Origin of the sequence: Rhodoferax ferrireducens, from assembly GCF_031458075.1 — a bacterium.
Classification (GTDB): Bacteria; Pseudomonadota; Gammaproteobacteria; order Burkholderiales; family Burkholderiaceae_C; genus Rhodoferax_B; species Rhodoferax_B ferrireducens_A.
In genome coordinates, this window is the sequence record NZ_JAVDXT010000006.1 from 152,905 (window position 1) to 176,904 (window position 24,000).

Genomic DNA, 24,000 nt, shown 5'->3' on the forward strand with positions numbered 1-24,000 from the left:
GCGCGCGCCGTCACACCGTCCCACCTGCAAATGGTGTGGGCATCTCCTTGGGGGTTCGCGCGGTCTGGCTGCGCATTCCGGTCCCCACTTCCACAGGAGACCCACCATGAACGCACCCGACAAATTCACCCAGCTGCTGCGCTACGCCTGCGACCCGCTGCCGGCCTCCAGCAAGCGCTATATCCAGGGCAGCCGCCCCGATCTGCGCGTACCGGTACGCGAGATCATGCAGAGCAACGGCGAAACCGTGGCGGTGTACGACACCTCCGGCCCCTACACCGACCCGCAGGCCCAGATCGATGTGCGCGCCGGCCTGCAAGCCCTGCGCGCGGGCTGGATAGAGTCGCGTGGCGACACCGAAAGCTATGCCGCACGCATCCGCAAGGCGCTGGACGACGGCCGCCAGAGCGAAGAGCACGACGCCCTGCAACTGCTGCGCGCCCAGGCCGCCGGCCTGCAGCGCACGCCGCGCCGCGCCAAGGCCGGCGCCAACGTCTCGCAAATGCACTACGCCCGCAAAGGCATCATCACGCCCGAGATGGAATTCGTCGCCCTGCGCGAGAACCAGAAGCTCGAATGGATGGAGCAGTACGCCGCCAATACCGAGCGCGACCAGCGCCTGGCCGGCAACAGCTTCGGCGCCAGCATCCCCAAGGTGGTCACACCCGAGTTCGTGCGCTCCGAGGTGGCCCGCGGCCGCGCGGTGATTCCGCTGAACATCAACCACCCCGAAGTCGAGCCCATGGCGATTGGACGCAACTTCCTGGTGAAGATCAACGCCAACATCGGCAACTCGGCGGTGACCTCCAGCATCGAGGAAGAGGTTGAAAAGCTGGTCTGGGCGATCCGCTGGGGCGCGGACACGGTGATGGATCTGTCCACCGGCAAGAACATCCACACCACCCGCGACTGGATCATCCGCAACTCGCCCGTGCCCATCGGCACCGTGCCGATCTACCAGGCGCTGGAAAAGGTCGGCGGCATTGCCGAAGACCTGACCTGGGAAATCTTCCGCGACACCTTGATCGAGCAGGCCGAGCAGGGCGTGGACTACTTCACCGTGCACGCCGGCGTGCGCCTGCCCTTCATCCATCTCACCGCGAACCGCATGACCGGCATCGTCTCGCGCGGCGGCTCCATCATGGCCAAGTGGTGCATCGCCCACCACAAAGAGAATTTCATCTACACCCACTTCGATGAAATGACCGAGATCCTCAAGGCCTACGACGTCAGCTATTCGCTGGGCGACGGCCTGCGCCCGGGCTCGGGCGCGGACGCGAACGACGAAGCCCAGTTCGCCGAGCTGCGCACCTTGGGTGAGCTGACGCAGAAGGCCTGGCAGCAGGATGTGCAGGTGATGATCGAAGGCCCCGGCCACGTGCCCATGCACATGGTGCAGGAGAACATGACCGAGCAGCTGAAACATTGCCACGAAGCGCCGTTCTACACCCTGGGCCCGCTGACCACCGACATCGCGCCCGGCTACGACCACATCACCAGCGGCATAGGCGCGGCGATGATCGGCTGGTTCGGCACGGCCATGCTCTGCTACGTCACGCCCAAGGAGCATCTGGGCCTGCCGGACCGCGACGACGTGAAGGTGGGCATCATCACCTACAAGATCGCCGCCCACGCCGCCGACGTGGCCAAGGGTCACCCGGGTGCGCGCTACCGCGACGATGCGCTGTCCAAGGCGCGCTTCGAGTTCCGCTGGATGGACCAGTTCAACCTGTCGCTGGACCCGGAGACGGCGAAGAAATTCCACGACGAAACCCTGCCCAAGGACTCGGCCAAGGTCGCGCATTTCTGCTCCATGTGCGGCCCCAAGTTCTGCTCGATGAAGATCACCCAGGAAGTGCGCGAATACGCGAAGAACCTGGGCGTGAGCGAAGAGGCTGCTGCCGAACAAGGCATGCTGGAGAAGTCGCAAGAGTTCAAGAGCGGCGGTGGCGAAATCTACGTGCCGGTGAACGGGGTGATCCCGATCGCACAGGGGTAAAGTGGGGGCGCAAAGGAGCGCCACTATGTCCCCATCCCCTGATCCCGTCGTCATCCTCGGTGCCGCCCGTACGCCTATGGGCGGGTTCCAGGGCGACTTCGCCGCGCTCGCTGCCCACGACCTGGGCGGCGCGGCGATTCGCGCTGCCGTGGCGCGTGCCGGGGTGGACCCGGCCCGCATCGGCGAGGCGCTGCTGGGCAATTGCCTGATGGCCGGCCAGGGCCAGGCGCCGGCGCGGCAGGCGGCGTTCAAGGGCGGGCTGCCGCAGAGCTGCGGCGCGGTCACCTTGTCGAAGATGTGCGGCTCGGGCATGAAGGCGGCGATGCTGGCGCACGACATGCTGTGCGCCGGCAGTTTTGACGTGATGCTGGCTGGCGGCATGGAGAGCATGACCAATGCGCCGCACCTGCTGCCGAAGGGCCGCAGCGGCATCCGCATCGGCCACGGCCAGGTGCTGGACCACATGATGCTCGACGGCCTGGAAGACGCCTACCAGCCCGGCCGTTCGATGGGCACGTTCGGCGAAGACTGCGCAGCCAAATATGGCTTTACCCGCGCCGCGCAGGATGCGTTTGCCACCACCAGCGTGCAGCGTGCCCAGGCGGCGATTGCCTCGGGGGCGTTTGCTGCCGAGATCACGCCGGTGACCGTGCCCAGCCGCAGCGGCGACATGCTGGTGTCCATCGACGAAGGGCCGGGCAAGATCCGGCTGGACAAGATTCCCACGCTGCGACCGGCGTTCAAAAAGGACGGCAGCATCACCGCCGCCTCCAGCTCGTCGATCAACGATGGCGCGGCGGCCCTGGTGCTGGCCCTGGCATCCACCGCCGAGCGCCTGGGCGCGCAGCCGCTGGCCCGGGTCGTCGGCCACGCCACCCATGCGCAGGCGCCCGAATGGTTTGCCACGGCGCCGGTTGGGGCGGTGCAGAAGCTGCTGACCCAGACCGGCTGGAGCGTGGCCGATGTGGACCTGTGGGAGGTCAACGAGGCTTTCGCCGTGGTGCCGATGGCGCTGATGGCCGAGCTGGATATTGCGCACAGCATCGTCAACGTGCACGGCGGTGCCTGCGCTCTGGGCCACCCTATCGGCGCCAGCGGTGCGCGGATTCTGGTCACCCTGCTGTACGCTCTGCGCGCGCGCGGCCTGCGCCGCGGCGTCGCCACGCTGTGCATAGGCGGCGGCGAGGCGACGGCAATGGCGCTGGAATTGCTATAAATACAAGAGCGTGCCACGCTCTTGAAATGTGCGCAGGTAGGCTATTGGGATTACATTCTTGGTGCCGGATGCTAGGCGGCCAAACTTGCGCTAATTTGGCAACTACGTTAGTACTTTCCGCTGAAGGCGGGGCGTATCTCCGTCCTAGGATGCGGGCTATCACCTCCAGGAGCTTGCCCGTCCCTGTTCAGGGGGCTTCCCTTGGTGGTCGCCGTTGCCGCAGTTGTCGGTGCCCCTTGGCCCGCGGCCGCCTCTGATTGCTGGTATCTGGAGAATGCCACAGCTATTTCCGGCAAAAGTTCAGCCTGGGATTGCATGTCGCTGGACACCGCGTACGGCCTCTTGTTCAATTGCCTCGCAATCACGTTGAGCTGTAGCTGTGAGTAGCAAAAGATGTCGACGCTCTTCGGTATCTACTGTCTGAGCAGCCCGTTCGTGTTCTCATTGCTTCCACGCTGCCAAAGGCTTTGCGGATCGCAGAAGAAGACCTGGATGTCGGTAGCCATCGTGAAGCGCTTGTGTGCTGCCATTTCCTTGCCTCGAACCCAGGTCAATGACTTGTACAGTTCTTGGAGCAGCTTGCGCGCGTTCTTGATGAGCGCATTGACGACCGTCTCAGTGTCCTTGCCGTCGACTTTCACCAACATCACATAGCGCGTCTGGCGCTCGACCAACGTCGCGATCTGACTTTTGCCGCTGCCAAACAGCAAGTCTCCCTCCCAGTGGCCAGGCACAGCTTGATCTTCGACAGACGCCGGTCGTTCGCTGATAGAGACTGCGTCAACGATCTGACCGTGGCCCGCAGTCTTCTGCGTGTAGTGGCGCGAATGGCGCATGCCGAGAGTTCGTCTCAGATGCTCCAGCAGCTCCTTCTTCAAGACACCATGCGCTTGAGTTCAATTTCGACCGTAACAGGTGTCTATTGAAGCGGGCGAAGTACATTCCATCCATGTTCTATGGGGCATATCAGGCTATTTTCATGACCATCTGACAATGCAGCAGCCAGCGCTTGATGGTTCAATCTGGCTTCGGCAAGGACCGTTCCCGTGCAAACGCCACCACGGTGGGCAGTACCGGCGCCAGCCAGTCCAGCGGCCGGGCTAGGGCGGCTACGGTGGTGACGTGGCCAATGCCGTCAAAGATGCGCACGTCTACCTGGTTGCCAGCAGCCCGCAGCTTGCGCGCCAGGCCTTCGGTGTTGCGTTGCGTATTGACGGTCTTGTCGTCTCGCCCGGCCAGCAGCAGGGTGCGCGGGGCTTTGGTGGCTGCATGGTAGATAGGTTGGGAGTCGGCCGGGGTTTGTGGCCAGCCAAAGGCGACCTGGACCTCGGGGTCACCTATGGGCAGGAAGTCGTAGGGGCCGGCCAGGCCGATCCAGCCTGCCAGACGGCTCGGTGCCAAGCCTACATGGGACAGCCAGCGCGGGTCCAGTGCCAGCATGGCGGCGTTGTAGGCTCCGGCAGAGTGACCCATGACCAGCACGCCGTGCGGGTCGCCGCCCAGTGCTTCCGCGTGGGACAGCGTCCATAGTAGCGCCAGCGCGCAATCGCTGAGAAGTTGGCGGTAAGCAACCTGAGGGCTGAGCCGGTAATCGGCCACCAAGGCGATGATGCCGTTGGCCGCCAGCGCTTCGCCGACGAAGCGGTAGTCGGCGCGCTCGCCACGCGTCCAGTTGCCGCCGTAGAAAAATAGGACGACCGGTGCGCTGCCGGACGCCAAGCTGGTTGTGGGTTGGTAGATGTCCAGCAGATGCCGTGGGTCGGGGCCGTAAGGCACGCCGGTCTGGCCGCGGTAGGTGTCGTGGGCGACCAGGCGGTCGAGCGCGGCGGTGGCCGAGCAGCCTGAGAGCAGCGCCATGGCGGCCGCACCGGCGCAGCGCAGGCTGGCGCGGCGGGTGATGGCGCCAGGGCGGGTGGGGGTGACGGAAGGTTGGGTCATGGACTGGGTACGCAGCAGATGGCGGTTTGGATGTTGCAATGGGAAAAACCAGCGTTCCGCCAGTGCCGCTATCGCATCCACGCTGCCATATGGCGCTTCTACAATGCCTGTTTGCCGGACATTCGGCGGTTGTGCACAAGGGATTCTTATGATTTTTGTGACGGGCGGTGCTGGCTATATCGGCTCCCATACCTGCGTCGAACTGCTTAACGCCGGCCTTGATGTCACGGTGTTCGACAACTTCTGCAACAGCCAGGCCGAGTCGCTGGTGCGGGTCGAGCGCATCACGGGCAAGAAACTCCGGGTGATCGACGGCGATATCCGCGACCGGGCCGCGCTGGTGGCCGCACTGCAGTCCAGCCAGGCGACCGCGGTGATCCACTGCGCGGGCTTGAAGGCCGTGGGCGAGTCGGTGCAACAGCCGCTGCGCTACTACGACAACAACGTCGTCGGCACCCTGCGCTTGCTTGAGGCCATGGGCGAATGCGGCCTGAAGACGCTGGTGTTCAGCTCGTCGGCCACGGTATACGGCGATCCGCAGCGCCTGCCCTTGACCGAAGACCACCCGCTGTCGGCCACCAACCCCTATGGCCGCAGCAAGTTGATGGTGGAGGATTTATTGCGGGACCTGCACCGCAGCGACTCCTCCTGGCGCATCGGCATCCTGCGTTACTTCAACCCGGTAGGTGCGCACATCAGCGGCCTGATTGGCGAGGACCCGCGCGGCATTCCGAACAACCTGCTGCCGTTCGTCGCCCAGGTGGCGGTGGGGCAGCGCGAGTTTTTGAACGTATGGGGTGACGACTACGCCACCGCCGACGGTACGGGCGTGCGCGACTACATCCACGTGGTGGACCTGGCTATTGGCCATCTGAAGGCGCTGGAGCGGCTGCAGGTGGTGCCGGACTTTTTGACCGTGAACCTGGGCACCGGCATAGGCTACAGCGTGCTGGACATGGTGCGGGCCTTCGAGCAGGCCAGTGGCAAACCGGTGCCGTACAAGGTGGCGCCGCGGCGGCCGGGCGATATTGCGGCCTGCTATGCCGAACCGAGCGCTGCCCGCGAGCTGCTAGGCTGGCGCGCCGAGCGCGGGCTGGATGCAATGTGTGCCGACGCCTGGCGCTGGCAAAGCGCCAACCCGACCGGGTTCAGCGCTTAGTTTCTAAACGCTGCGCCCGATATCGGGCCAGCGGCGGTGCAGCCAGGTCCAGGCCAGCAAGCCTACCGCCACCATGCAGGTCGACGCAATGGCCAGGGCGATGGCTGAATGCATCACCAGCGGTGCCAACACCCCCGCCACCAACCCGTTGGCGGTAGAGCCCAGGCAGGCCTGCAGCGATGAGGCCATGCCGCGGCGCTCGGGGTAGAGGTCGAGTACCAGCAGGGTGACCGCGGGCACCATCATGGCCCAGCCAAACGCGAAGATGGCCACCGGAAACAGCGCCCAGCTCACATGGGCTTTGAACAGCCAGTTGGCCAGCACATTGACTACCGACACCAGCACCATGATCACAAAGCCATGGCGGATCTGCGTCTTGGCCGGAATCTTGCCCGCCATGCGGCCGCTGATCCAGGCCCCCGACATGATGCCGCTGATGGTCAGCAGGAAGAACCAGAAGAACTCGGTCGGCCGCAGCGACAGCAACTGGCCTAGAAATTCCGGGGCGGACAGCACGTACAGAAACATGCCATTGAAGGGTACGCCGCTGGCCAGTGCCAGCAAGGCAAAGCGCGGGTTTGAGCACAGCTGCCAGTAGCCACGCAGCAGGTGCCGGGCGTTCATGGGCTGGCGTTGCGAGGCATGCAGGGTCTCGGGCAGAAACCGGAAGTTGGCCAGCCACAGCACCAGGCCGACGCCGGTGAGGAACCAGAAAATGCTGTGCCAGTTGATGTGCACAAACAGCCAGCCACCAATGATGGGGGCAATCGCCGGGGCCACGCCGAAGTAGATGGTGATCTGGCTCATTACCTTTTGGGCATCGGCCGGAGCAAACATGTCGCGCACCACCGCCCGCGATACCACGATGCCCGCGCCGGTAGACAGGCCTTGCAGCGCCCTGAAGAACACCAGCTGCCCAATGCTTTGCGACAGCGCACAGCCTGCGCTGGCCAGGGTAAAAATCGCCAGCCCTGTGAGCACCACTGGACGGCGGCCAAAGCTGTCCGACAGCGCCCCGTGGAACAGGTTCATGAACGCAAAGCCGAACAAATAGGCCGACAGCGTTTGCTGCATCTGGGCCGGGGTGGCGTTCAGCGATGCCGCAATACCCGAGAACGCCGGGATGAAGGTATCGATGGAAAACGGCCCGAGCATGCCGAGCAGGGCCAACAAGATAGCCAAAGCCCAGCGTGGCGCGGGCCACAACTGGGCGGCGTTAGGGTTCATAACCAGGGGCGGGGTGGTGGGCCCACCAGTATCCCCGGGAATCGAGTTGCGTGCTTAGCCTTTCAAACCTGCCGCGTTCCGCAGCACCTGGGCCTTGTGCCTTCGGCGCAAAGCCCATTGACCCTGCCATGCAGGACTTAGCCCTTCAGGCCTGCTGCGTTCCGTAGCACCTGGGCCTTGTCAGTACGTTCCCAGGTGAACTCGGGCTCTTCGCGGCCGAAGTGGCCGTAGGCGGCGGTTTTTTCGTAGATCGGGCGCAGCAGGTCCAGCATCTGGATGATGCCCTTGGGGCGCAGGTCGAAGTGCTCGTTCACCAGCGCGGCGATCTGCTCGTCGGGGATCACGCCCGTGCCTTCGGTGTAGACCGTGACGTTCATCGGCCGGGCCACGCCGATCGCGTAGGCCACCTGGATCTGGCACTGGCGCGCCAGGCCGGCGGCGACGATGTTCTTGGCCACATAGCGGGCTGCGTACGCGGCCGAGCGGTCCACCTTCGTAGGGTCTTTACCGCTGAAGGCGCCGCCGCCGTGCGGGCAGGCGCCGCCGTAGGTGTCGACAATGATCTTGCGTCCGGTCAGGCCGCAATCGCCTTGCGGGCCGCCAATGACGAAGCGGCCGGTGGGGTTGATCAGGTACTTGGTGTCCAGCAGCCATTCTTTGGGCAGCACCGGCTTGATGATTTCTTCGATGATGGCTTCGGTGAACGACGCCTTCATCTTCTTGTCGGTTTCCGACTGGTCGGGGCTGTGCTGGGTGGACAGCACCACGGTGTCGATGCTGTGCGGCTTGCCATCCACATAGCGCATGGTCACCTGGCTCTTCGCGTCTGGACGCAGGAAGGGCAGGCGGCCGTCCTTGCGCAGCTGGGCCTGGCGCTCGACCAGGCGGTGCGCGTAGTAGATCGGCGCGGGCATCAGCTCAGGCGTTTCGTTGCAGGCATAGCCAAACATCAGGCCCTGGTCACCGGCGCCAGTGTTCAGGTGGTCGTCGCTCGCGTGGTCCACGCCCTGGGCGATGTCGTTGCTCTGCTTGTCATAACAGACCATGACCGCGCAACCCTTGTGGTCGATGCCGTATTCGGTGTTGTCGTAGCCGATGCGCTTGATGGTGTCGCGCGCCACCTGGATGTAGTCCACATGGGCGTTGGTGGTGATCTCGCCGGCCAGCACGACCAGGCCGGTGTTGGTCAGCGTTTCGGCGGCGACGCGGCTCAGCGGATCTTGTTTGAAGATTGCGTCCAGAATCGCGTCCGAGATCTGGTCGGCCACTTTATCGGGGTGGCCTTCGGAAACGGATTCGGAGGTAAAGAGAAAGTCGTTCGCCATTTTGATGAAGCTCCTGCGTTTTGAAGACAATACACGGATGCGTTGCTTCCAGCTTAGGGCCTTGGCGAACGCTTTAGCAGATTTGTTTTAAGTCGCCCTGCAAGTAGTTCAATTAACTCAGCGACACCATTATTTTACCGCCTCGCCGTATGTCCCTGTTATTTCGATGGTCCGCCCACCTGCCGCTGGCGGTATTGCACATGGTAGGCGCAGTGCTGGGTTGGCTGGCCTATCTGGCCTCGCCCACCTACCGGCGGCGCTTCCGCGAGAACGTGGCCCAGGCCGGGATTGCCCCGCGCCAGGCGCGCCGCGCGATTGCCGAAGCCGGCAAGCTGGTGACCGAGCTACCCTGGCTGTGGCTGCGTCCGCGCGCCGAGAAGCTACCGAAAATCACTTGGCAGGGCGTGGAGCTGCTGGAGGCCGCGCTGGCCCAGGGCAAGGGCCTGGTGTTCATGACGCCGCATGTGGGTAGCTTCGAAGTCGTGCCGCAGGCACATGCGGCGCGCTTCAGCGCGCAGTACGGCGACATGACGATTCTGTACAAACCGTCCAAGTTCGCCTGGCTGGACGCCCTGCTGAAAGATGCCCGCTCGGCCCCCGGCCTGGAGGCCGCGCCCACCACCACGGGCGGTGTGCGCATGCTGCTCAAGTCGCTGAAGCAGGGCCGGGTGGTCGGTATGCTGCCCGACCAGGTGCCCGGCGAGGGCCAGGGCGTGTGGGCGCCGTTTTTTGGCCGGCCGGCCTACACCATGACCCTGGCTTTACGTTTGGCGCGCCAGACCGGGGCGCCAATACTGGTAGCCTTGGGCGACCGCCTGCCCTGGGGGCGTGGTTATGTGATCCATGTGCACCCCCTGCAGCTGCCGCTGGACCAAGGCGACGAGGTCGCGGCCGCCGCGCTGAACGCCGCCATGGAAGACCTGATCCGCCAACGCCCTGGCATGTACCTCTGGAGCTACGCGCGCTACAAGCAGCCGCGGCCAGAATCCCGTCCCTAACTGGAATTTAGATGTTTTCGCATGCAGTGATTGTTTTGATGCGCGTGCTGGCGCGCCTGCCGCTGGCCTGGCTGCGGGCTGTCGGCGCCGCCCTGGGCGTGCTGCTGTTCCAGCTGCTGCGCTCGCGACGGAAAGTGGCGAATACCAATCTTTTGCTATGCTTTCCAGAGCTGTCTGCGCAGGAGCGGCGTGCGCTGGTGCGCAAAATCTTCATACATTTCACCCAGGCCTGGCTGGACCGTGGCTGGCTCTGGCACGGCCCGCCCGAGCGCACCTTGCAGCGCCTGAAGATCGTCGGCGACGTGGCCCAGCTGGACGGTGACACGCCAACGGTGCTGTTCGTGCCGCATTTCGTCGGCCTGGACGCGGGCGCCACCGCCTTGTCGCAGCAGGTGTCGCGCGACTTCAACACCATCTTCACCCCGCAGTCGAACCAGGTGATGGACGCCTGGATCGCCGAAGGCCGGCAGCGCTTTGGCAATGCGCGCCTGTTCGATCGGCGCCAGGGCGTCAAGGAAATCGTTGCCTCGCTGCGCCAGGGCCAGCCGCTGTACCTGCTGCCGGACATGGACTTTGGCGCCAAGGATGCGTTTTTTGTGCTGTTCTACGGTGTGGCCGCGGCCACCGTGCCGTCGCTGTCGCGCTTCGCCCGGCTGGGCCGCGCCAAGGTGGTGCCGGTGCTGACGCGGATGACGCCGACCGGCTACGAGGTGGACATCCTGCCGGCCTGGGAGGACTTCCCCACCAACGACGCCGAGGCCGATACCGCGCTGATGAATCGGCGCCTGCAGGACTACATCGCCACCATGCCCGAGCAGTACTTCTGGGTCCACAAACGCTTCAAGACCCGGCCGCCGGGAGCGGCCGAGGTGTATTGATGTTTGCTATGGTTTTGGTAGCTGCTGGCGCAGTTGGAATATGCGCCAGAAGCCGAAAAGACGCTTAATCTTCGTCGAGGTTTTCTGGCTCGTCCAGCGGCGCAGGGGCCGCCGCTGCCGGGGTGTCCTTGACCACCGGGTGGGCCCACTGCCAGAGCAACTGGCTGGCTTCGTCGATGCCCTGCTTCTTGAGCGCGGAGAACAGCTTGACCTCGCCGCCGCCGGCCTGCAGCCGCGCAATCGACAAGGCCTTGGTGGCTTCCTCGCGGTTCAGCTTGTCGGCCTTGGTCAGCAGGATCAGGAACTTCAGGCCTTCGGCGACCCGGGGGCGCACGATGTCGAGCAGGATCTCGTCCAGCTCGGTCAGGCCGTGGCGCGGATCGCACATCATCACGATGCCGACCAGGTTTTCACGCGTCACCAGGTAATTGGCCATCACCTGCTGCCAGCGGATCTTGTCGGCCTTGGGCACGGCCGCATAGCCGTAGCCGGGCAAATCGGCCAGCACGGCGTCGGTCACGCCCTGTTTACCCAGGCTGAACAGGTTGATGTTCTGGGTACGGCCGGGCTTCTTGGAGGCGTAGGCCAGTTGCTTTTGCTGCGTCAAGGTGTTGATGCAGGTGGATTTGCCAGCATTCGAGCGGCCGACGAAGGCGATCTCGGGCACGGTCAGCGGCGGCAGGTGGTGCAGCTGGGGCGCGGTGGTCAGGAATTTGGCCGTGTGCATCCAGCCCGAGGCTATGACGGCCTGGCTTTTCAGGGGGGGCTGGGGGCCGCGGGGCGCGCCGGATGGGCTCGCCGAGGAGCCATCGGTGGGCGGTGTAGAGGTAGGGATCATGCAATCTTCAGTAGGTTCTCAGCGAGAGAACCGGGCCTGCATTGTAGAATCATTGGGTTGTACGCCCTAGAACAGACAATAGACACACCCCTCGATATGAAGCTTCTTGTCTCCTTGCTTACCGCCGTCGCGCTGGCCGCTCCCCTGATGTCGGCCTCGGCCAACGAAGAAAAAGCCGCAGCGCCCGTGGCCGCCAAACCAGATCTGGTCAAGGGCGAGGCCAGCTTCACCGCTGTATGCGCAGCCTGCCATGGAGCCGATGGCAACTCGGGCATCCCGGCCAACCCCAAGCTGGCGCAGCAGCACCCCGAATACCTGGTCAAGCAGCTGCAGGAATTCAAGTCCGGCAAGCGCAACAACGCCATCATGAAGGGTTTTGCCACCACTTTGAGCGATGAAGACATGCGCAACATCGCTTTCTGGACCGCCTCCAAGAAAGCCAAGCCGGGCTTCGCCAAAGACAAAGAGCTGGTCGCCCTGGGCGAGCGCATCTACCGCGGCGGCATTGCCGACCGCCAGATCGCCGCCTGCGCCGGCTGCCACAGCCCCAATGGCGCCGGCATTCCGGCCCAGTACCCGCGCCTGGGTGGCCAGCACGCCGACTATGTGGCCAGCCAGCTGACCACCTTCCGCGACGGTGGCCGCAAGAACAGCCCGCAAATGACCCAGGTGGCCGCCAAATTGAACGACCGCGAGATCAAAGCTGTAGCCGACTATATCGCCGGCCTGCATTGATGCTGGCTGTGCGCGGCGTTCTCTAGGGAACCAAGCGCCCAGTTCACACCCTAAAAGGGCGGGCCATCTCTGATGGCCCGCCCTTTTTAGATTCTGTTACCGAAGCCTTTTACCGCTCCATGTCAGTTACCACCCACGGCGTTCGCGTCAAAACCGGCTCCCATGCGCTGCGCTCTGCGGTGGAGCTGCTGTCGTCGATGCGGTTCTCGATCTCGCTGTTGACGGTGATCTGCATCGCCTCGGTGATCGGTACGGTGCTCAAGCAGCAGGAGCCGCTGGTCAACTACGTGAACCAGTTCGGCCCGTTCTGGGCCCAGGTGTTTGCCACCGCCAGCCTGACCACGGTGTACAGCGCCTGGTGGTTCATGCTGATTCTGGCGTTTCTGGTGCTCAGCACCTCGCTGTGCATCGCCCGCAGCACGCCCAAGATCCTGGCCGACTTCAAGATATTCAAGGAAAACATCCGCGAGCAAAGCCTGAAAGCCTTTGCGCACCGGGCCGAAGCCGGCCTGGACGAGCCACCCGAAGCTGCGGCCCGGCGCATCGGCCAAACCCTGGTCAGCGGCGGCTGGAAGGTCAAGCTGCAGCAACGTGACAATGGCTGGATGGTGGCGGCCAAGGCCGGCGCCGCCAACAAGCTGGGCTATATCGCCGCGCACAGTGCCATCGTGCTGATCTGCCTGGGCGGCTTGTTCGACGGCGATCTGGTGGTCAAGGCGCAGATGCTGCTCAACGGCAAGTCTGCCTACACCGGCGGCGGGCTGATCGCCGATGTGGCCCCCGCGCACCGGCTGGGCCCGAACAACCCGACCTTCCGCGGCAACATCCTGGTGGCCGAGGGCACGCAGTCCAGCACCGCCATCCTGAACCAGGCCGACGGCGTGGTGGTGCAAGACCTGCCGTTTGCCATCGAACTGAAGAAATTCATCGTCGAGTACTACTCGACCGGCATGCCCAAGCTGTTTGCCAGCGACATCGTGATCCACGACAAGGAAACCGGCGCCGCCATTCCCGCGCGGGTCGAGGTCAACCACCCGGCCAATTACAAGGGAGTGGAAATCTACCAATCCAGCTTTGACGATGGCGGCTCGGCGGTCAAACTGCGCGCTGTGCCGATGGCGGCCGCCACCAAGCCGTTCGAGATCGAGGGCGTGATCGGCGGCAGCTCGCAGCTGGCCAAGGGCGCGGACGGCGAGAAGCTGAGCCTGGAATACACGGCTTTGCGCGTCATCAACGTCGAGAACTTCGGCGCCAACGGCGCGCCGGGCGTGGATGTGCGCAAGGTCGATCTGCGCCACGCCATCGACTCCCGCCTGGGCGCGGCCAACAAGACCCAGACCGAGAAAGTGCTGCGCAACGTCGGTCCCAGCATTACCTACAAGCTGCGCGATGCCGCCGGCCAGGCGCGCGAATTCCACAACTACATGCTGCCCGTAGACACTGGCGACGGCGTGCCCTCGTACCTGCTGGGCATGCGCGAGAACCCGGTGGATGCCTTCCGCTACCTGCGGATTCCGGTGGACGCGCAGGGCGAGATGGGCACCTTCTTGCGGCTGCGCGCGGCGCTGGCCGACCCGGCGGTGCGCACTCAGGCGGTGCAGCGCTATGCGGCCCATGCGGTCGACCGCTCGCGCCCCGAGCTGGCCCAGCAGTTGGCCCAGTCGGCCGACCGGGCCATGGCCTTGTTTGCCGGCAGCGCGCCCACCGGCAAGGGGGCGGCCCTCGGCGGCCTGCAGGCGATTGCCGATTTCATGGAAACCAATGTGCCCGAGGCCGAGCGGGCCCGGGCCGGCGAAGTGTTGGTGCGCATACTGAATGGCGTATTGTTTGAGCTAGCGCAAATCACCCAGGAGCAGGCGGGTTTACAACCGCTAGAGCCGAACGAGAAAACCCAGGGCTTCATGACCCAGGCCGTGCTGGCGCTGAGCGATGCGCAGCTCTACCCCGCGCCCATGGCCTTCCAGCTGACCGACTTCACCCAGGTGCAGGCCAGCGTATTCCAGGTGGCACGTGCACCGGGCAAGAAGGTGGTGTATCTTGGCTGCGCTTTCCTGATCCTGGGCGTGTTTGCCATGCTGTATGTGCGTGAGCGCCGCGTCTGGGTCTGGCTCAGTGCCCGCGACGGCCTGACCCATGCCTCCATGGCCTTGTCCACCAACCGCAAGACGCTGGACGGCGACCGCGAATTTGACCACCTCAAGAGCAAACTCATTGGGGCGAAAGACTGACATGAACACTGCAACCGCACCCGCCACGATACAGCTCCACGAAGCCTACCTGTCCCGCCGCAACCCGTTTGACTGGCTGTTTGCGGTGCTGGTGCTGGCCGGCGGCCTGTTCGCCTTCAGCCGCTACATGGACTTCATGGATGTCTATGAAAAAGGCATTCTGCTGGCCGCCATGCCGGCCGCCATCTGGGTCGGCTGGTTCTGGCGCCCGCTGCGGGGGCTGATGCTGGTGGTGGCGGCGCTGTCCTTGCTGGCCATCTGGTGCTACCAGGTGGACGGGCAGGGCAGCCTGCCGCGCTCGGAAACCGTGTTCTGGCTCAAGTACTTTTTGTCCAGCCAGTCGGCGATTCTGTGGATGAGCGTGCTGTTCTTCATGGCCACACTGTTCTATTGGCTGGGCATGGCTTTTTCGGGCAGCAACAGCGCCAGCATGGAGGCCATTGGCTCGCGCATCGTCTGGGTGGCGGTGACCATGGCCCTGGTGGGCACCATGGTGCGCTGGTACGAGAGCTACCTGATCGGCGCCGATGTAGGCCATATCCCGGTCAGCAACCTGTACGAAGTGTTCGTGCTGTTCTGCTGGCTGACCGCCACCTTCTACCTGTACTTTGAAGCCCAGTACAACACCCGCGCCCTGGGTGCCATGGTGCTGCTGGTGGTAAGTGCGGCCGTGGGCTTTTTGCTCTGGTACACCGTGGTGCGCGAGGCGCATGAGATACAGCCCCTGGTGCCGGCGCTCAAAAGCTGGTGGATGAAGCTGCATGTGCCCGCCAACTTCATCGGCTACGGCACGTTTGCGCTGGCCGCCATGGTGGCGTTTGGTTACCTGATCAAGCAGCAGGCCGACGAGACCCGCTGGTACAAGCTGACGCCGCTGTGGCTGCTGGGCATTGTGCTGTGTTTCATGCCGCTGGTGTTCCGCAAGACCACCACCGAGGCCGGTGGCAGCTACTGGGCGGTGTACCTGGGGATTTCGGCGTTGATCATGGGCACGATCCTGTGGGGTCGTAAACGGATTGCCTCGCGCCTGCCCAGCATCGAGATCCTGGACGACGTGATGTACAAGTCCATCGCCGTCGGCTTTGCCTTCTTCACCATCGCCACCGTGCTCGGCGCCCTGTGGGCGGCCGAGGCCTGGGGCGGCTACTGGAGCTGGGACCCGAAGGAGACCTGGGCGCTGATCGTCTGGCTGAACTACGCGGCCTGGCTGCACATGCGCCTGATGAAGGGCTTGCGCGGCACGATGGCGGCCTGGTGGGCGCTGGCCGGCCTGGGCGTGACCAGTTTCGCCTTCCTGGGCGTGAACATGTTCCTCAGCGGACTACACAGCTACGGAACCTTGTAACGGGCTGGGCTCACCCCCAGGCTGCGCCAAGCCCCTTGCAGGGGGCGATACCAGCGGCCCGGCGGAGCCGGTTCCACGGTATCTCTGGAAGTGTGTCGTTGCACTGCGAAGGAACCTTGTAAGATTTTTTCGTCTCCGACGACTGATAGCCACACATCCAAGGAACCCCCATGCTGATCAAGAACTCTGCCAACGGCTTTGACCACCCCGCCTCCAGCGAGATCACGCCGCAGCGCGTGTACGAGGGGCGGCGTGACATGGTGAAACTGATGGCCAGCGGCGTGGCCGGGGCCGCCTTGGCCAGTTGGGCGGGCCGCGAAGCCCTGGCCCAGGGCTCGGGCAAGTTGGCGCCTTTAGTGGGCGGCAAGTCGTCCGTGGCCGGCGCCAATGTGATGGAAAAGCCCACGGCCTACAAAGACGCCAGCAGCTACAACAATTTCTACGAGTTCGGCACCGACAAAGCCGATCCCGCGCAGAACGCCCACACCTTGAAGATCACGCCCTGGGCGGTGGAGGTCGAGGGTATGGTCAAGAAGCCCGCCAAATACACGCTGGAAGACTTGCTGAAACTGGCCCCGATGGAAGAGCGCATCTACCGCCTGCGCTGCGTCGAGGGCTGGTCGATGGTGATCCCCTGGGTCGGCTATTCGCTGAGCTCGCTGATCAAGCTGGTCGAGCCGACCAGCAGCGCCAAGTATGTCGAGTTCGTCACCCTGGCCGACCCCAAGACCATGCCCTTCGTCGGCTCCCGCGTGCTGCAGTGGCCGTATGTGGAAGGCCTGCGCATGGACGAAGCCATGCACCCCTTGGCGCTGCTGACCTTTGGCATGTACGGCGAGGTGCTGCCGAACCAGAACGGCGCGCCGGTGCGCATGGTCCTGCCCTGGAAGTACGGCTTCAAGAGCGGCAAGAGCATCGTCAAGATCCGCTTCACCGACAAGCAGCCGGCCACCGCCTGGAACAAGGCTGCAGCCAATGAATACGGCTTTTTCTCCAACGTGAACCCCGACGTGGACCACCCGCGCTGGAGTCAGGCCACCGAGCGCCGCATCGGCGAAGACGGCTTGTTCGCCAAGAAGCGCAAGACACTCGTGTTCAATGGCTACGAGGCCCAGGTCGGCCAGCTGTATGCCGGGATGGATTTGAAGAAGAACTTCTGATGGCCACGCTGTCCAAAGCGCTGCTGCACCCTGCCGCCAAGCCGCTGCTGTTCGCGGCCTGCCTGCTGCCCTTCATCTGGCTGGTCTATGGCGCGTTCACCGATGGGCTGGGGGCGAACCCGGCCGAATACCTGATCCGCTCCACTGGTGACTGGACCTTGCGCTTTCTCTGCATCGTGCTGGCCGTCACGCCTTTGCGCACCATCAGCAACACCCCCGCGCTGGCGCGGTTCCGGCGCATGCTGGGGCTGTTTGTGTACTTCTATGTGCTGCTGCACCTGCTGAGCTACAGCGGTTTCGACATGGGTTTTGACCTGGCGGACATCGCCAAGGACATTGCCAAGCGGCCGTTCATCCTGGTCGGCTTTAGTGCTTTTGTACTGCTGACGCCGCTGGCGGCCACCTCGTTCAACCGCGCGATCAAGGCCCTGGGCGCCAAGCGCTGGCAGACCTTGCACAAGCTGGTCTACCTGATCGCCGGGCTGGGCTTGCTGCACTTCTTCTGGATGCGGGCCGGCAAGAACAACTTTGCCGAGGTAGCGGTCTACGCCGCCATCATTGCCGTGCTGCTGGGTTGGCGCGTCGCCCAGTATTTAAAGAAAAAAGGCCTGCAGCGCTTATCTGATAAGCGCGTGCAGCTATAAAAATAATAGTTTTTGTCTAGGCGATGCGACTCTCGAAGCGCAGCTGGTCGGCAATCGTTTCGCGCACCCGGATCAGATGGGCTTGCGGACCGTCGACCAGCACTTCGGCCGCACGGCCCCGGCTGTTGTAGTTGCTGGCCATGCTCATGCAGTAGGCGCCGGCCGATAAAACACCGAGCAGATCGCCGGGCTGTACCGCCAGATCGCGGTCGCGGCCGATCCAGTCGCCGCTTTCGCAGACCGGGCCCACCACGTCGTACTGCGTCGTGGTGCCAGCGCGCGGCGCCAGCGGGGCGATGTGGTGGAAAGCCTGGTACATCGCCGGGCGCGGCAGGTCGTTCATGGCGGCATCGATGATGCAGAAGTTCTTTTGCTCGCCGGGCTTGAGGTACAGCACCTCGGTGATGCAGACGCCGGCGTTGCCGACCAGGGAGCGGCCCGGCTCGATCATCAGCTGGCGCTGGCCGTAGCCGCGTGCGTCCAGCTTGGCCAGCAGCTTGCGCCACAGCACATCGGCCTCGGGCGGGGTGTCGCCCTGGTAGTTGATGCCCAGGCCGCCGCCGAAGTCGATGTGGTGCAGGGTGATGCCGGCGGCTTCGATCGCGTCCACCAGGTCCAGCACCCGGTCCATCGCGTCCAGATACGGGGTTTCTTCGGTGATCTGCGAGCCGATGTGGCAGTCGATACCGACCACCTGCAGGCCGGGCAGGCTGGCCGCGCGCTGGTAGGTGGCGAGGGTGTCTTCGTGGGCGATGCCGAACTTGTTGCCCTTGAGCCCGGTGGAGATGTAGGGGTGGGTCTTGGGATCCACATTCGGGTTCACGCGGATGCTGATGGGCGCGCGCAAGCCTAGCGACAGGGCGACTTCGTTCAGCACTTCCAGCTCGGCCGTACTCTCCACATTGAAGCAGCCGATGCCGGCCTGCAGCGCCTGGCGCATTTCGGCGCGGGTTTTGCCCACGCCAGAGAAGATCACCTTGGCTGGCACCGCGCCAGCGGCCAGCACGCGCTCCAGCTCGCCACTGGAGACGATGTCAAAACCGCAGCCGGCCTCGGCAAATACCTGCAGCACGCCCAGCGAGGAGTTGGCCTTCATGGCGTAGCAGATCTGCGCGTTGCGGCCGGCAAAGCCACGCTGGTAGGCGGCCAGCGCGTCCAGCATGGAGGCTTTGGAATAGACGAACAGTGGCGTGCCGTGGGCTTGGGCCAGTGCGCTGAGGGCTTGGCCTTCCACGCACAAGGCGTTGTCTTGGTAGGCGATGTGGGGATGGCCGGGAAGGGGTAGGGTGGTCATGGTGGCTTACACAAAAAGATGGGCAATGTTAGGGCGGCGGCCGGCGCCGGCCAATAGCAGATGCAAGGTGTTGGCCGCGAACGGCCTGGGTTTTGCAAGCGATGTGGCGATCTCGCCTGCATTCCCTGGTGGATCAGGGCGCCGAGGCCGGTGCCGCAGGTTTCAGGGCTTCGGGGGTCAGGGTTTGGGGCAGGGTAGCGCGGCGGGCTGCAGCGGCTTCTGACGGGTGGTAGAGGTCGCCTTTTTGGCCGCAGCCTGCTAAAACGACCATGACGCCCGCAAGGCAGACGGGGCTGACTAGAATTTGGATTAACTTCAACATAGCGAAATTGTATGACCGACCCTGAATTCATGGACCGCGCGGAAATTTTGCTCAAGGCAGTCGAGGCGAACTGCGACCGTATCAACGACAGCACCGATGCCGATATCGACAACCAGCGCACCGGCGGCATGGTGACGCTGACCTTTCCCAACCGCAGCCAGATCATCATCAACCTGCAAAAACCGCTGCAGGAAATATGGATGGCCGCCAAGTCGGGCGGCTACCACTATAAATTTAATAGCGACCAGTGGATGGATACCAAGGGCCAGGGCGAGTTTTTTGCCAGCCTGACGCGCGATGCGAGCGCGCAAGCCGGCGAGCCGCTCACCTTTACCGCCTGATCAGTTCTTGAACAGGTCCATGATGCGGTTCCGCTCTTCCGCCGCGGGCGGGGTGGGTGTGGCACCCTCTGCGCCCGGAGTGGGCAGTTTGTCGTCCAGCCCCAGGCTGGTCACACCGGTGTTGCGCGCATATTCGGTATAGAACCAGTCGCCGCCCGAGTTGGTCACGCCTTCCGGCGCCACCTGGGCGACCACTGGCACGCCGCTGAGCGCGGTTTCCATGAAGTTGATCCATACCGGCAGGCTTAGGCCGCCGCCGGTCTCGCGCGCGCCCAGGTTGCGCGGCGTGTCATAGCCAATCCAGGTGATGGCCGCCAAGGTCGGCTGGTAGCCGGCGAACCAGGCATCGATAGAGTCGTTGGTGGTGCCGGTTTTGCCGTACACATCGGGCCGTTTGAGGATGCGCTGGGCCGACGCGGCCGTGCCGCGCAAGGTGACCTCGCCCAGCAGGTTGGTCATCATGAAGGCGTTGCGGGCGCTGATGGTGCGCATCGATTCGTCCAGCACCGGCACCTTGGTTTCGACTAGAACCCGGCCCTTCTGGTCCGTCACCTTGGATACCAACCACGGGTTGACGCGGTAGCCGCCGTTGGCGAAGACCGAGTAGGCCGTGGCCATCTGCATCGGCGTCACCGAGCCCGCGCCCAGCGCCATGGTGAGGTAGGCCGGATGCTTTTCGGCCTCGAAGCCGAAGTGGGTGATCCATTCCTGGGCTTTTTGCGGGCCGACGGCCTGCAGCAGGCGGATGGAAACCATATTTTTGGACTTGGCCAGCGCGGTGCGCATGGTCATCGGGCCTTCGAATTTACCGTCGTAGTTCTTCGGTTCCCAGGGCTGGCCGCCGGTGACTCCGGCATCAAAGAACAAGGGGGCATCGTTGACGATGGTGGCCGGGGTGAAGCCATGTTCCAGCGCGGCCGAATAAATGAAGGGTTTGAAGCTGGAGCCCGGCTGGCGCCAGGCCTGCGTCACGTGGTTGAATTTGTTCTTCTGGAAGTCGAAGCCGCCCACCAGGGCCTTGATGGCGCCGTCGCGCGGGTCGAGTGCGACAAAAGCGCCTTCCACCTCGGGTAGCTGGGTGATTTCCCAGGTGTTCTTGGGTGTTTTGGTGACGCGGATGATGGCGCCGCGCCGGATCTTGATGTTTGGCGGAGCCTTGTCCGCCAGACCCGACTGCGCGGGTTTCAGACCGTCGCCAATGATCTCCACGGGGTCGCCATTGCCGCGCACGGCGGTGATCTTCTTGGGGTTGGCATCCAGCACCACGGCCGACATGACGTCGCCGTTGTCGGGGTGGTCGACCAGGGCGTCGTCAATTGCATCGTCGAGTTCTGCCGGTTCCTTGGGCAGGGTGACGAACTTTTCGGGGCCGCGGTAGATCTGGCGGCGTTCGAAATCCATCAGTCCTTTGCGCAGGGCTTTGTAGGCAGCGTCCTGGTCGTCGGCCTTGAGGGTGGTGTAGACGTTCAAGCCCCGGGTATAGGTTTCTTCTCCGTACTGGGCAAACATCAGCTGGCGTACGGTTTCCGTCACGTATTCGGCGTGGATGCGGCTATTGCTGGCACCCGAACGCACTTTGAGTTCTTCCTTGCGCGCAGCGGCGGCCTGGTCTTCGGTAATGAAGCCGTTTTCTTCCATGCGGGTGATGATGTACAGCTGGCGCACCCGGGCACGCGAGGGGTTGGTGATCGGGTTGTAGGCCGACGGCGCTTTGGGCAGGCCGGCCAGCATGGCAGCTTCGGCGATGCTGATGTTCTTCAGCGGCTTGCCGAAATAGGTTTCCGCGGCTGCGGCAAAGCCATAGGCGCGATTGCCCAGGAAAATCTGGTTCATATAGATCTCCAGAATCTGGTCTTTGCTCAGCGCGTGTTCCAGCTTGAAGGTCAGCAGGATTTCGTAGATCTTGCGGGTATAGCTTTTTTCTGCCGATAGATAGACATTGCGCGCGACCTGCATAGTGATGGTGGATGCGCCCTGGCTCTTCATGCGGCCCAGGTTGGCCAGTGCGGCACGCACCATGCCTTTGTAGTCCACGCCGCCATGCTGGTAGAAACGCGAGTCTTCGATGGCCAGTACCGCATCTTTCATGACCTGCGGGATTTGTTTGATGGGCGTGAGGCTGCGGCGTTCTTCGCCGAACTCACCCAGCAGGATTCCTTCCGCAGAGAAAACCCGAAGTGGCAACTTGGGGCGGTAATCGGAGAGTTCGGAGATATCGGGCAGATTCGGGTAGGCCACCGCCAGGGCTAGCCCGATGACGAGTGCCAGCGCCAGTGCCCCAGCCAGGACCAGGCCTGCACACCAGGTCAGCAGACGTAGCAACCAGGCGAGCGGGCCGGTGCGCGGCTTCTCGGCGGCTTTGGGGGCGGTGGAAGAAGGTTTTGAAGACATAGAAAACAGCGAACCCGTTGGCAAATAAGTAGGGGGAGGCAAATGTGTTGGCCCATTTTGCCTTTACGCTAGGCGCTATCGGCGAAGGCGGGCTCGCAGTGGCTCAACGGCTACGATTGTTCGCTATGTGATTGCTGCCGCGTGTACTTTTGGCAACGGTCTGTAGATTTACCGATGGAAATATGCTTTGCTGGGGGGTAGTCTTGCTGATAGCATGCCCAGGAATTGTTAAATTTTGTAGCATCTTGCTCAGCACCGGGAGAAAGATTTGGTCTCATTGGGATCGTTGTTCAGTCGTAAACCCCAGCCTTTGCTGGGTTTAGACATCAGCTCATCCAGTCTCAAGTTGGTAGAGCTCGACCATGACGCCATCGGAAACCTGGTGCTCAAACGCTGTGCTATTGAGCCTTTGGAGCGCGGGTGGATCACCGACGGCAACATTGAAAAATTCGATGAAGTCGCAGAGGCCGTGCGCCGGCTGGTCAAAAAAAGCGGTACCCGCACCAAGAATGTCGCCATGGCTTTGCCGCCTTCTGCGGTGATTACCAAGCGGATTATTTTGCCCGGCGGCCTCTCGGATATGGAGCTGGAGGTGCAGGTCGAATCCGAGGCCAACCAGTACATCCCCTTTTCTTTGGATGAGGTGAGCCTGGATTTCTGTGTGGTCGGTCCCAGCGCCAGCTCCGCCGGCGATGTGGAGGTGCTGATTGCCGCCTCGCGTAAAGAGAAGGTGCAGGACCGGCAAGGTTTGGCCGAGGCGGCGGGGTTGCACCCCGTGATTCTGGATATTGAGTCCTACTCTTCCCGGTTGGCGACCTCGCGCTTGATTGAGCGCATGCCCAATAAAGGGGCGGACACCATGGTCGCGCTGTTTGAGGTCGGTGCCCTGACTACCAGCATGCAGGTCATTTGCAATGACGAAGTGCTGTACGAACGCGACCAAGCCTTTGGTGGCGCCCAGCTGACCCAGCTGATCGTGCGGCAGTACGGCTTTTCGGCCGAGGAGGCAGAGTCCAAGAAGCGTAGTGGTGAATTGCCAGAAGACTATGGCACCACGGTGCTTCAGCCGTTTGTAGAGAGTCTGGCTCAGGAGATTGGCCGGGCATTGCAGTTTTTCTTTACGAGCACTCCGCACAACAAGGTGGATCAGGTAATGCTGGCCGGTGGATCTGCCGCGCTGCCGGGACTTACCGAAGCTGTGACCCAGCATTCATCTTTCACTTGCAGCTTGGCAAATCCATTCGATGGCATGGAGATGGGCGACGACGTCCGTTTGAAAAAAATGATGCGTGAAGCGCCTTCGTATCTGACCTCGTGCGGATTGGCGATGCGGAGGTTTCTGCAGTGATTCTTATCAATCTATTGCCGCACCGAGAGGCGGCCAGAGCGCGGCGGCGCGAGACCTTCAATGTCATGCTTGCGGCTTCTGCCTTGCTGGGCGGGGTGTTGATTGGTGTTGGCTTTCTTTGGTATGAGGCACAAATCTCTGGACAGCAGGAGCGCAATGCGTTCTTGAACAAAGAGATCGCTGTGCTGGATGGGCAGATCAAGGAAATCGCGAACATCGAGGCTGAAATTAAAGCTTTGACAGAGCGGCAGAAAGCCGTAGAAGACTTGCAAGCCGACCGTAATTTGCCGGTTCATTTGTTGAATGAGCTGGTGAAACAGCTGCCAGATGGAACTTACATCACCAGCCTGAAGCAGGAGAATCAAAGCGTAACTATCCAGGGTGTGGCCCAGTCGAACGAGCGCGTATCTGAGTTGTTGCGCAATCTGGCGAATAACACGCCTTGGTTGTCGCGGCCCGATCTGGTTGAAATTGTGGCCAGTACTGTCAGCCTGAGTCCGCGTGACCAGCGCCGGGTAGCGAAATTTAATTTGCGGGTACGTCTAATGCGTTCTAGCGAAGTGCAAAAAGCGGGTGAAACGGCGGCAACTGCTGCGGTTGCCACTCCATAGCAA

The 24,000-nt window shown here is 63.1% G+C and carries 20 protein-coding genes and 1 pseudogene; 13 read left to right on the forward strand and 8 right to left on the reverse strand.

Features of this window, described 5'->3' with window-relative positions:
• The first annotated feature begins 106 nt into the window (after positions 1-106).
• Positions 107-1,999, forward strand: coding sequence for a phosphomethylpyrimidine synthase ThiC (gene thiC, locus J2X19_RS23910; protein WP_310376998.1), 1,893 nt, complete (start codon positions 107-109; stop codon positions 1,997-1,999).
• Positions 2,000-2,024: 25 nt separating this feature from the next.
• A complete protein-coding gene (locus tag J2X19_RS23915) occupies positions 2,025-3,215 on the forward strand; it encodes an acetyl-CoA C-acyltransferase (RefSeq protein WP_310376999.1) in 1,191 nt (396 codons plus the stop codon).
• A 335-nt stretch (positions 3,216-3,550) separates the two neighbouring features.
• On the opposite strand, the pseudogene J2X19_RS23920 reads toward J2X19_RS23915, so the two are convergent.
• Together J2X19_RS23920 and J2X19_RS23925 are read right to left on the reverse strand one after the other, a co-directional pair.
• Positions 3,551-4,108, reverse strand: a pseudogene (locus J2X19_RS23920) (IS30 family transposase); the annotation flags it as partial.
• A gap of 124 nt (positions 4,109-4,232) precedes the next feature.
• Positions 4,233-5,153, reverse strand: a complete 921-nt coding sequence (locus J2X19_RS23925) for an alpha/beta hydrolase (RefSeq protein ID WP_310377000.1) — start codon at positions 5,151-5,153, stop codon at positions 4,233-4,235.
• 148 nt (positions 5,154-5,301) lie between these two features.
• Here J2X19_RS23925 and galE point away from each other — a divergent pair, with 148 nt between their 5' ends.
• A complete protein-coding gene (gene galE, locus J2X19_RS23930; protein ID WP_310377001.1) occupies positions 5,302-6,312 on the forward strand; it encodes a UDP-glucose 4-epimerase GalE in 1,011 nt (336 codons plus the stop codon).
• Positions 6,313-6,315: 3 nt separating this feature from the next.
• Here galE and J2X19_RS23935 read toward each other — a convergent pair whose 3' ends face one another.
• Together J2X19_RS23935 and metK are read right to left on the reverse strand one after the other, a co-directional pair.
• A complete protein-coding gene (locus tag J2X19_RS23935) occupies positions 6,316-7,539 on the reverse strand; it encodes a multidrug effflux MFS transporter (protein ID WP_310377002.1) in 1,224 nt (407 codons plus the stop codon).
• A gap of 137 nt (positions 7,540-7,676) precedes the next feature.
• Positions 7,677-8,864 (reverse strand): methionine adenosyltransferase, encoded by a 1,188-nt coding sequence (metK, locus tag J2X19_RS23940; RefSeq protein ID WP_116605677.1) that lies wholly within the window; start codon positions 8,862-8,864, stop codon positions 7,677-7,679.
• Positions 8,865-9,013: 149 nt separating this feature from the next.
• Here metK and J2X19_RS23945 point away from each other — a divergent pair, with 149 nt between their 5' ends.
• Complete coding sequence (locus J2X19_RS23945; RefSeq protein ID WP_310377003.1) at positions 9,014-9,862, forward strand: lysophospholipid acyltransferase family protein; 849 nt, start codon at positions 9,014-9,016, stop codon at positions 9,860-9,862.
• Between the two features lie 11 nt (positions 9,863-9,873).
• Positions 9,874-10,740: a lysophospholipid acyltransferase family protein gene (locus tag J2X19_RS23950; RefSeq protein WP_310377004.1), complete on the forward strand. Its 867-nt coding sequence runs from the start codon at positions 9,874-9,876 to the stop codon at positions 10,738-10,740.
• Between the two features lie 64 nt (positions 10,741-10,804).
• Here the strand turns inward: J2X19_RS23950 and yihA are convergent, their stop codons facing one another.
• Positions 10,805-11,467 (reverse strand): ribosome biogenesis GTP-binding protein YihA/YsxC, encoded by a 663-nt coding sequence (gene yihA / locus J2X19_RS23955; protein ID WP_310377050.1) that lies wholly within the window; start codon positions 11,465-11,467, stop codon positions 10,805-10,807.
• Positions 11,468-11,674: 207 nt separating this feature from the next.
• On the opposite strand from yihA, the gene J2X19_RS23960 reads away from it, so the two are divergent.
• The 5 genes from J2X19_RS23960 to J2X19_RS23980 all read left to right on the forward strand — a co-directional run bounded on the left by J2X19_RS23960 (position 11,675) and on the right by J2X19_RS23980 (position 17,690).
• On the forward strand, positions 11,675-12,313 hold the full coding sequence (locus J2X19_RS23960) for a c-type cytochrome (protein ID WP_116605685.1): 639 nt from the start codon (positions 11,675-11,677) through the stop codon (positions 12,311-12,313).
• Between the two features lie 119 nt (positions 12,314-12,432).
• Positions 12,433-14,541, forward strand: coding sequence for a cytochrome c biogenesis protein ResB (locus J2X19_RS23965; protein WP_310377005.1), 2,109 nt, complete (start codon positions 12,433-12,435; stop codon positions 14,539-14,541).
• A 1-nt stretch (position 14,542) separates the two neighbouring features.
• Positions 14,543-15,886 (forward strand): c-type cytochrome biogenesis protein CcsB, encoded by a 1,344-nt coding sequence (gene ccsB, locus J2X19_RS23970; protein ID WP_310377006.1) that lies wholly within the window; start codon positions 14,543-14,545, stop codon positions 15,884-15,886.
• A gap of 170 nt (positions 15,887-16,056) precedes the next feature.
• Positions 16,057-17,046 (forward strand): protein-methionine-sulfoxide reductase catalytic subunit MsrP, encoded by a 990-nt coding sequence (msrP, locus tag J2X19_RS23975; protein ID WP_310377007.1) that lies wholly within the window; start codon positions 16,057-16,059, stop codon positions 17,044-17,046.
• Positions 17,046-17,690 (forward strand): protein-methionine-sulfoxide reductase heme-binding subunit MsrQ, encoded by a 645-nt coding sequence (locus J2X19_RS23980; protein ID WP_310377008.1) that lies wholly within the window; start codon positions 17,046-17,048, stop codon positions 17,688-17,690. Before msrP ends, J2X19_RS23980 begins: the two co-directional genes overlap by 1 nt.
• A gap of 16 nt (positions 17,691-17,706) precedes the next feature.
• Here J2X19_RS23980 and lysA read toward each other — a convergent pair whose 3' ends face one another.
• Together lysA and lptM are read right to left on the reverse strand one after the other, a co-directional pair.
• Entirely contained in the window at positions 17,707-18,984 is a 1,278-nt protein-coding gene (lysA, locus tag J2X19_RS23985) for a diaminopimelate decarboxylase (protein ID WP_310377009.1), read from the reverse strand.
• Between the two features lie 133 nt (positions 18,985-19,117).
• Entirely contained in the window at positions 19,118-19,306 is a 189-nt protein-coding gene (gene lptM / locus J2X19_RS23990) for an LPS translocon maturation chaperone LptM (RefSeq protein WP_116605692.1), read from the reverse strand.
• A gap of 11 nt (positions 19,307-19,317) precedes the next feature.
• On the opposite strand from lptM, the gene cyaY reads away from it, so the two are divergent.
• Positions 19,318-19,647, forward strand: coding sequence for an iron donor protein CyaY (cyaY, locus tag J2X19_RS23995; protein WP_310377011.1), 330 nt, complete (start codon positions 19,318-19,320; stop codon positions 19,645-19,647).
• Here the strand turns inward: cyaY and J2X19_RS24000 are convergent, their stop codons facing one another.
• Complete coding sequence (locus tag J2X19_RS24000; RefSeq protein WP_310377012.1) at positions 19,648-22,038, reverse strand: penicillin-binding protein 1A; 2,391 nt, start codon at positions 22,036-22,038, stop codon at positions 19,648-19,650.
• Between the two features lie 268 nt (positions 22,039-22,306).
• On the opposite strand from J2X19_RS24000, the gene J2X19_RS24005 reads away from it, so the two are divergent.
• Both J2X19_RS24005 and J2X19_RS24010 read left to right on the forward strand, forming a co-directional pair.
• A complete protein-coding gene (locus tag J2X19_RS24005; protein ID WP_310377013.1) occupies positions 22,307-23,386 on the forward strand; it encodes a pilus assembly protein PilM in 1,080 nt (359 codons plus the stop codon).
• Positions 23,383-23,997 (forward strand): PilN domain-containing protein, encoded by a 615-nt coding sequence (locus tag J2X19_RS24010; RefSeq protein ID WP_116605696.1) that lies wholly within the window; start codon positions 23,383-23,385, stop codon positions 23,995-23,997. The genes J2X19_RS24005 and J2X19_RS24010 overlap by 4 nt, the downstream gene beginning before the upstream one ends.
• Positions 23,998-24,000: the final 3 nt, after the last annotated feature.

Coding starts and splice junctions, on each gene's coding strand:
- thiC (WP_310376998.1), top strand. CDS start 107: ATGAACGCACCCGACAAATTCACCCAGCTGCTGCGCTACGCCTGCGAC.
- J2X19_RS23915 (WP_310376999.1), top strand. CDS start 2,025: ATGTCCCCATCCCCTGATCCCGTCGTCATCCTCGGTGCCGCCCGTACG.
- J2X19_RS23925 (WP_310377000.1), bottom strand. CDS start 5,153: ATGACCCAACCTTCCGTCACCCCCACCCGCCCTGGCGCCATCACCCGC.
- galE (WP_310377001.1), top strand. CDS start 5,302: ATGATTTTTGTGACGGGCGGTGCTGGCTATATCGGCTCCCATACCTGC.
- J2X19_RS23935 (WP_310377002.1), bottom strand. CDS start 7,539: ATGAACCCTAACGCCGCCCAGTTGTGGCCCGCGCCACGCTGGGCTTTG.
- metK (WP_116605677.1), bottom strand. CDS start 8,864: ATGGCGAACGACTTTCTCTTTACCTCCGAATCCGTTTCCGAAGGCCAC.
- J2X19_RS23945 (WP_310377003.1), top strand. CDS start 9,014: ATGTCCCTGTTATTTCGATGGTCCGCCCACCTGCCGCTGGCGGTATTG.
- J2X19_RS23950 (WP_310377004.1), top strand. CDS start 9,874: ATGTTTTCGCATGCAGTGATTGTTTTGATGCGCGTGCTGGCGCGCCTG.
- yihA (WP_310377050.1), bottom strand. CDS start 11,467: ATGCACACGGCCAAATTCCTGACCACCGCGCCCCAGCTGCACCACCTG.
- J2X19_RS23960 (WP_116605685.1), top strand. CDS start 11,675: ATGAAGCTTCTTGTCTCCTTGCTTACCGCCGTCGCGCTGGCCGCTCCC.
- J2X19_RS23965 (WP_310377005.1), top strand. CDS start 12,433: ATGTCAGTTACCACCCACGGCGTTCGCGTCAAAACCGGCTCCCATGCG.
- ccsB (WP_310377006.1), top strand. CDS start 14,543: ATGAACACTGCAACCGCACCCGCCACGATACAGCTCCACGAAGCCTAC.
- msrP (WP_310377007.1), top strand. CDS start 16,057: ATGCTGATCAAGAACTCTGCCAACGGCTTTGACCACCCCGCCTCCAGC.
- J2X19_RS23980 (WP_310377008.1), top strand. CDS start 17,046: ATGGCCACGCTGTCCAAAGCGCTGCTGCACCCTGCCGCCAAGCCGCTG.
- lysA (WP_310377009.1), bottom strand. CDS start 18,984: ATGACCACCCTACCCCTTCCCGGCCATCCCCACATCGCCTACCAAGAC.
- lptM (WP_116605692.1), bottom strand. CDS start 19,306: ATGTTGAAGTTAATCCAAATTCTAGTCAGCCCCGTCTGCCTTGCGGGC.
- cyaY (WP_310377011.1), top strand. CDS start 19,318: ATGACCGACCCTGAATTCATGGACCGCGCGGAAATTTTGCTCAAGGCA.
- J2X19_RS24000 (WP_310377012.1), bottom strand. CDS start 22,038: ATGTCTTCAAAACCTTCTTCCACCGCCCCCAAAGCCGCCGAGAAGCCG.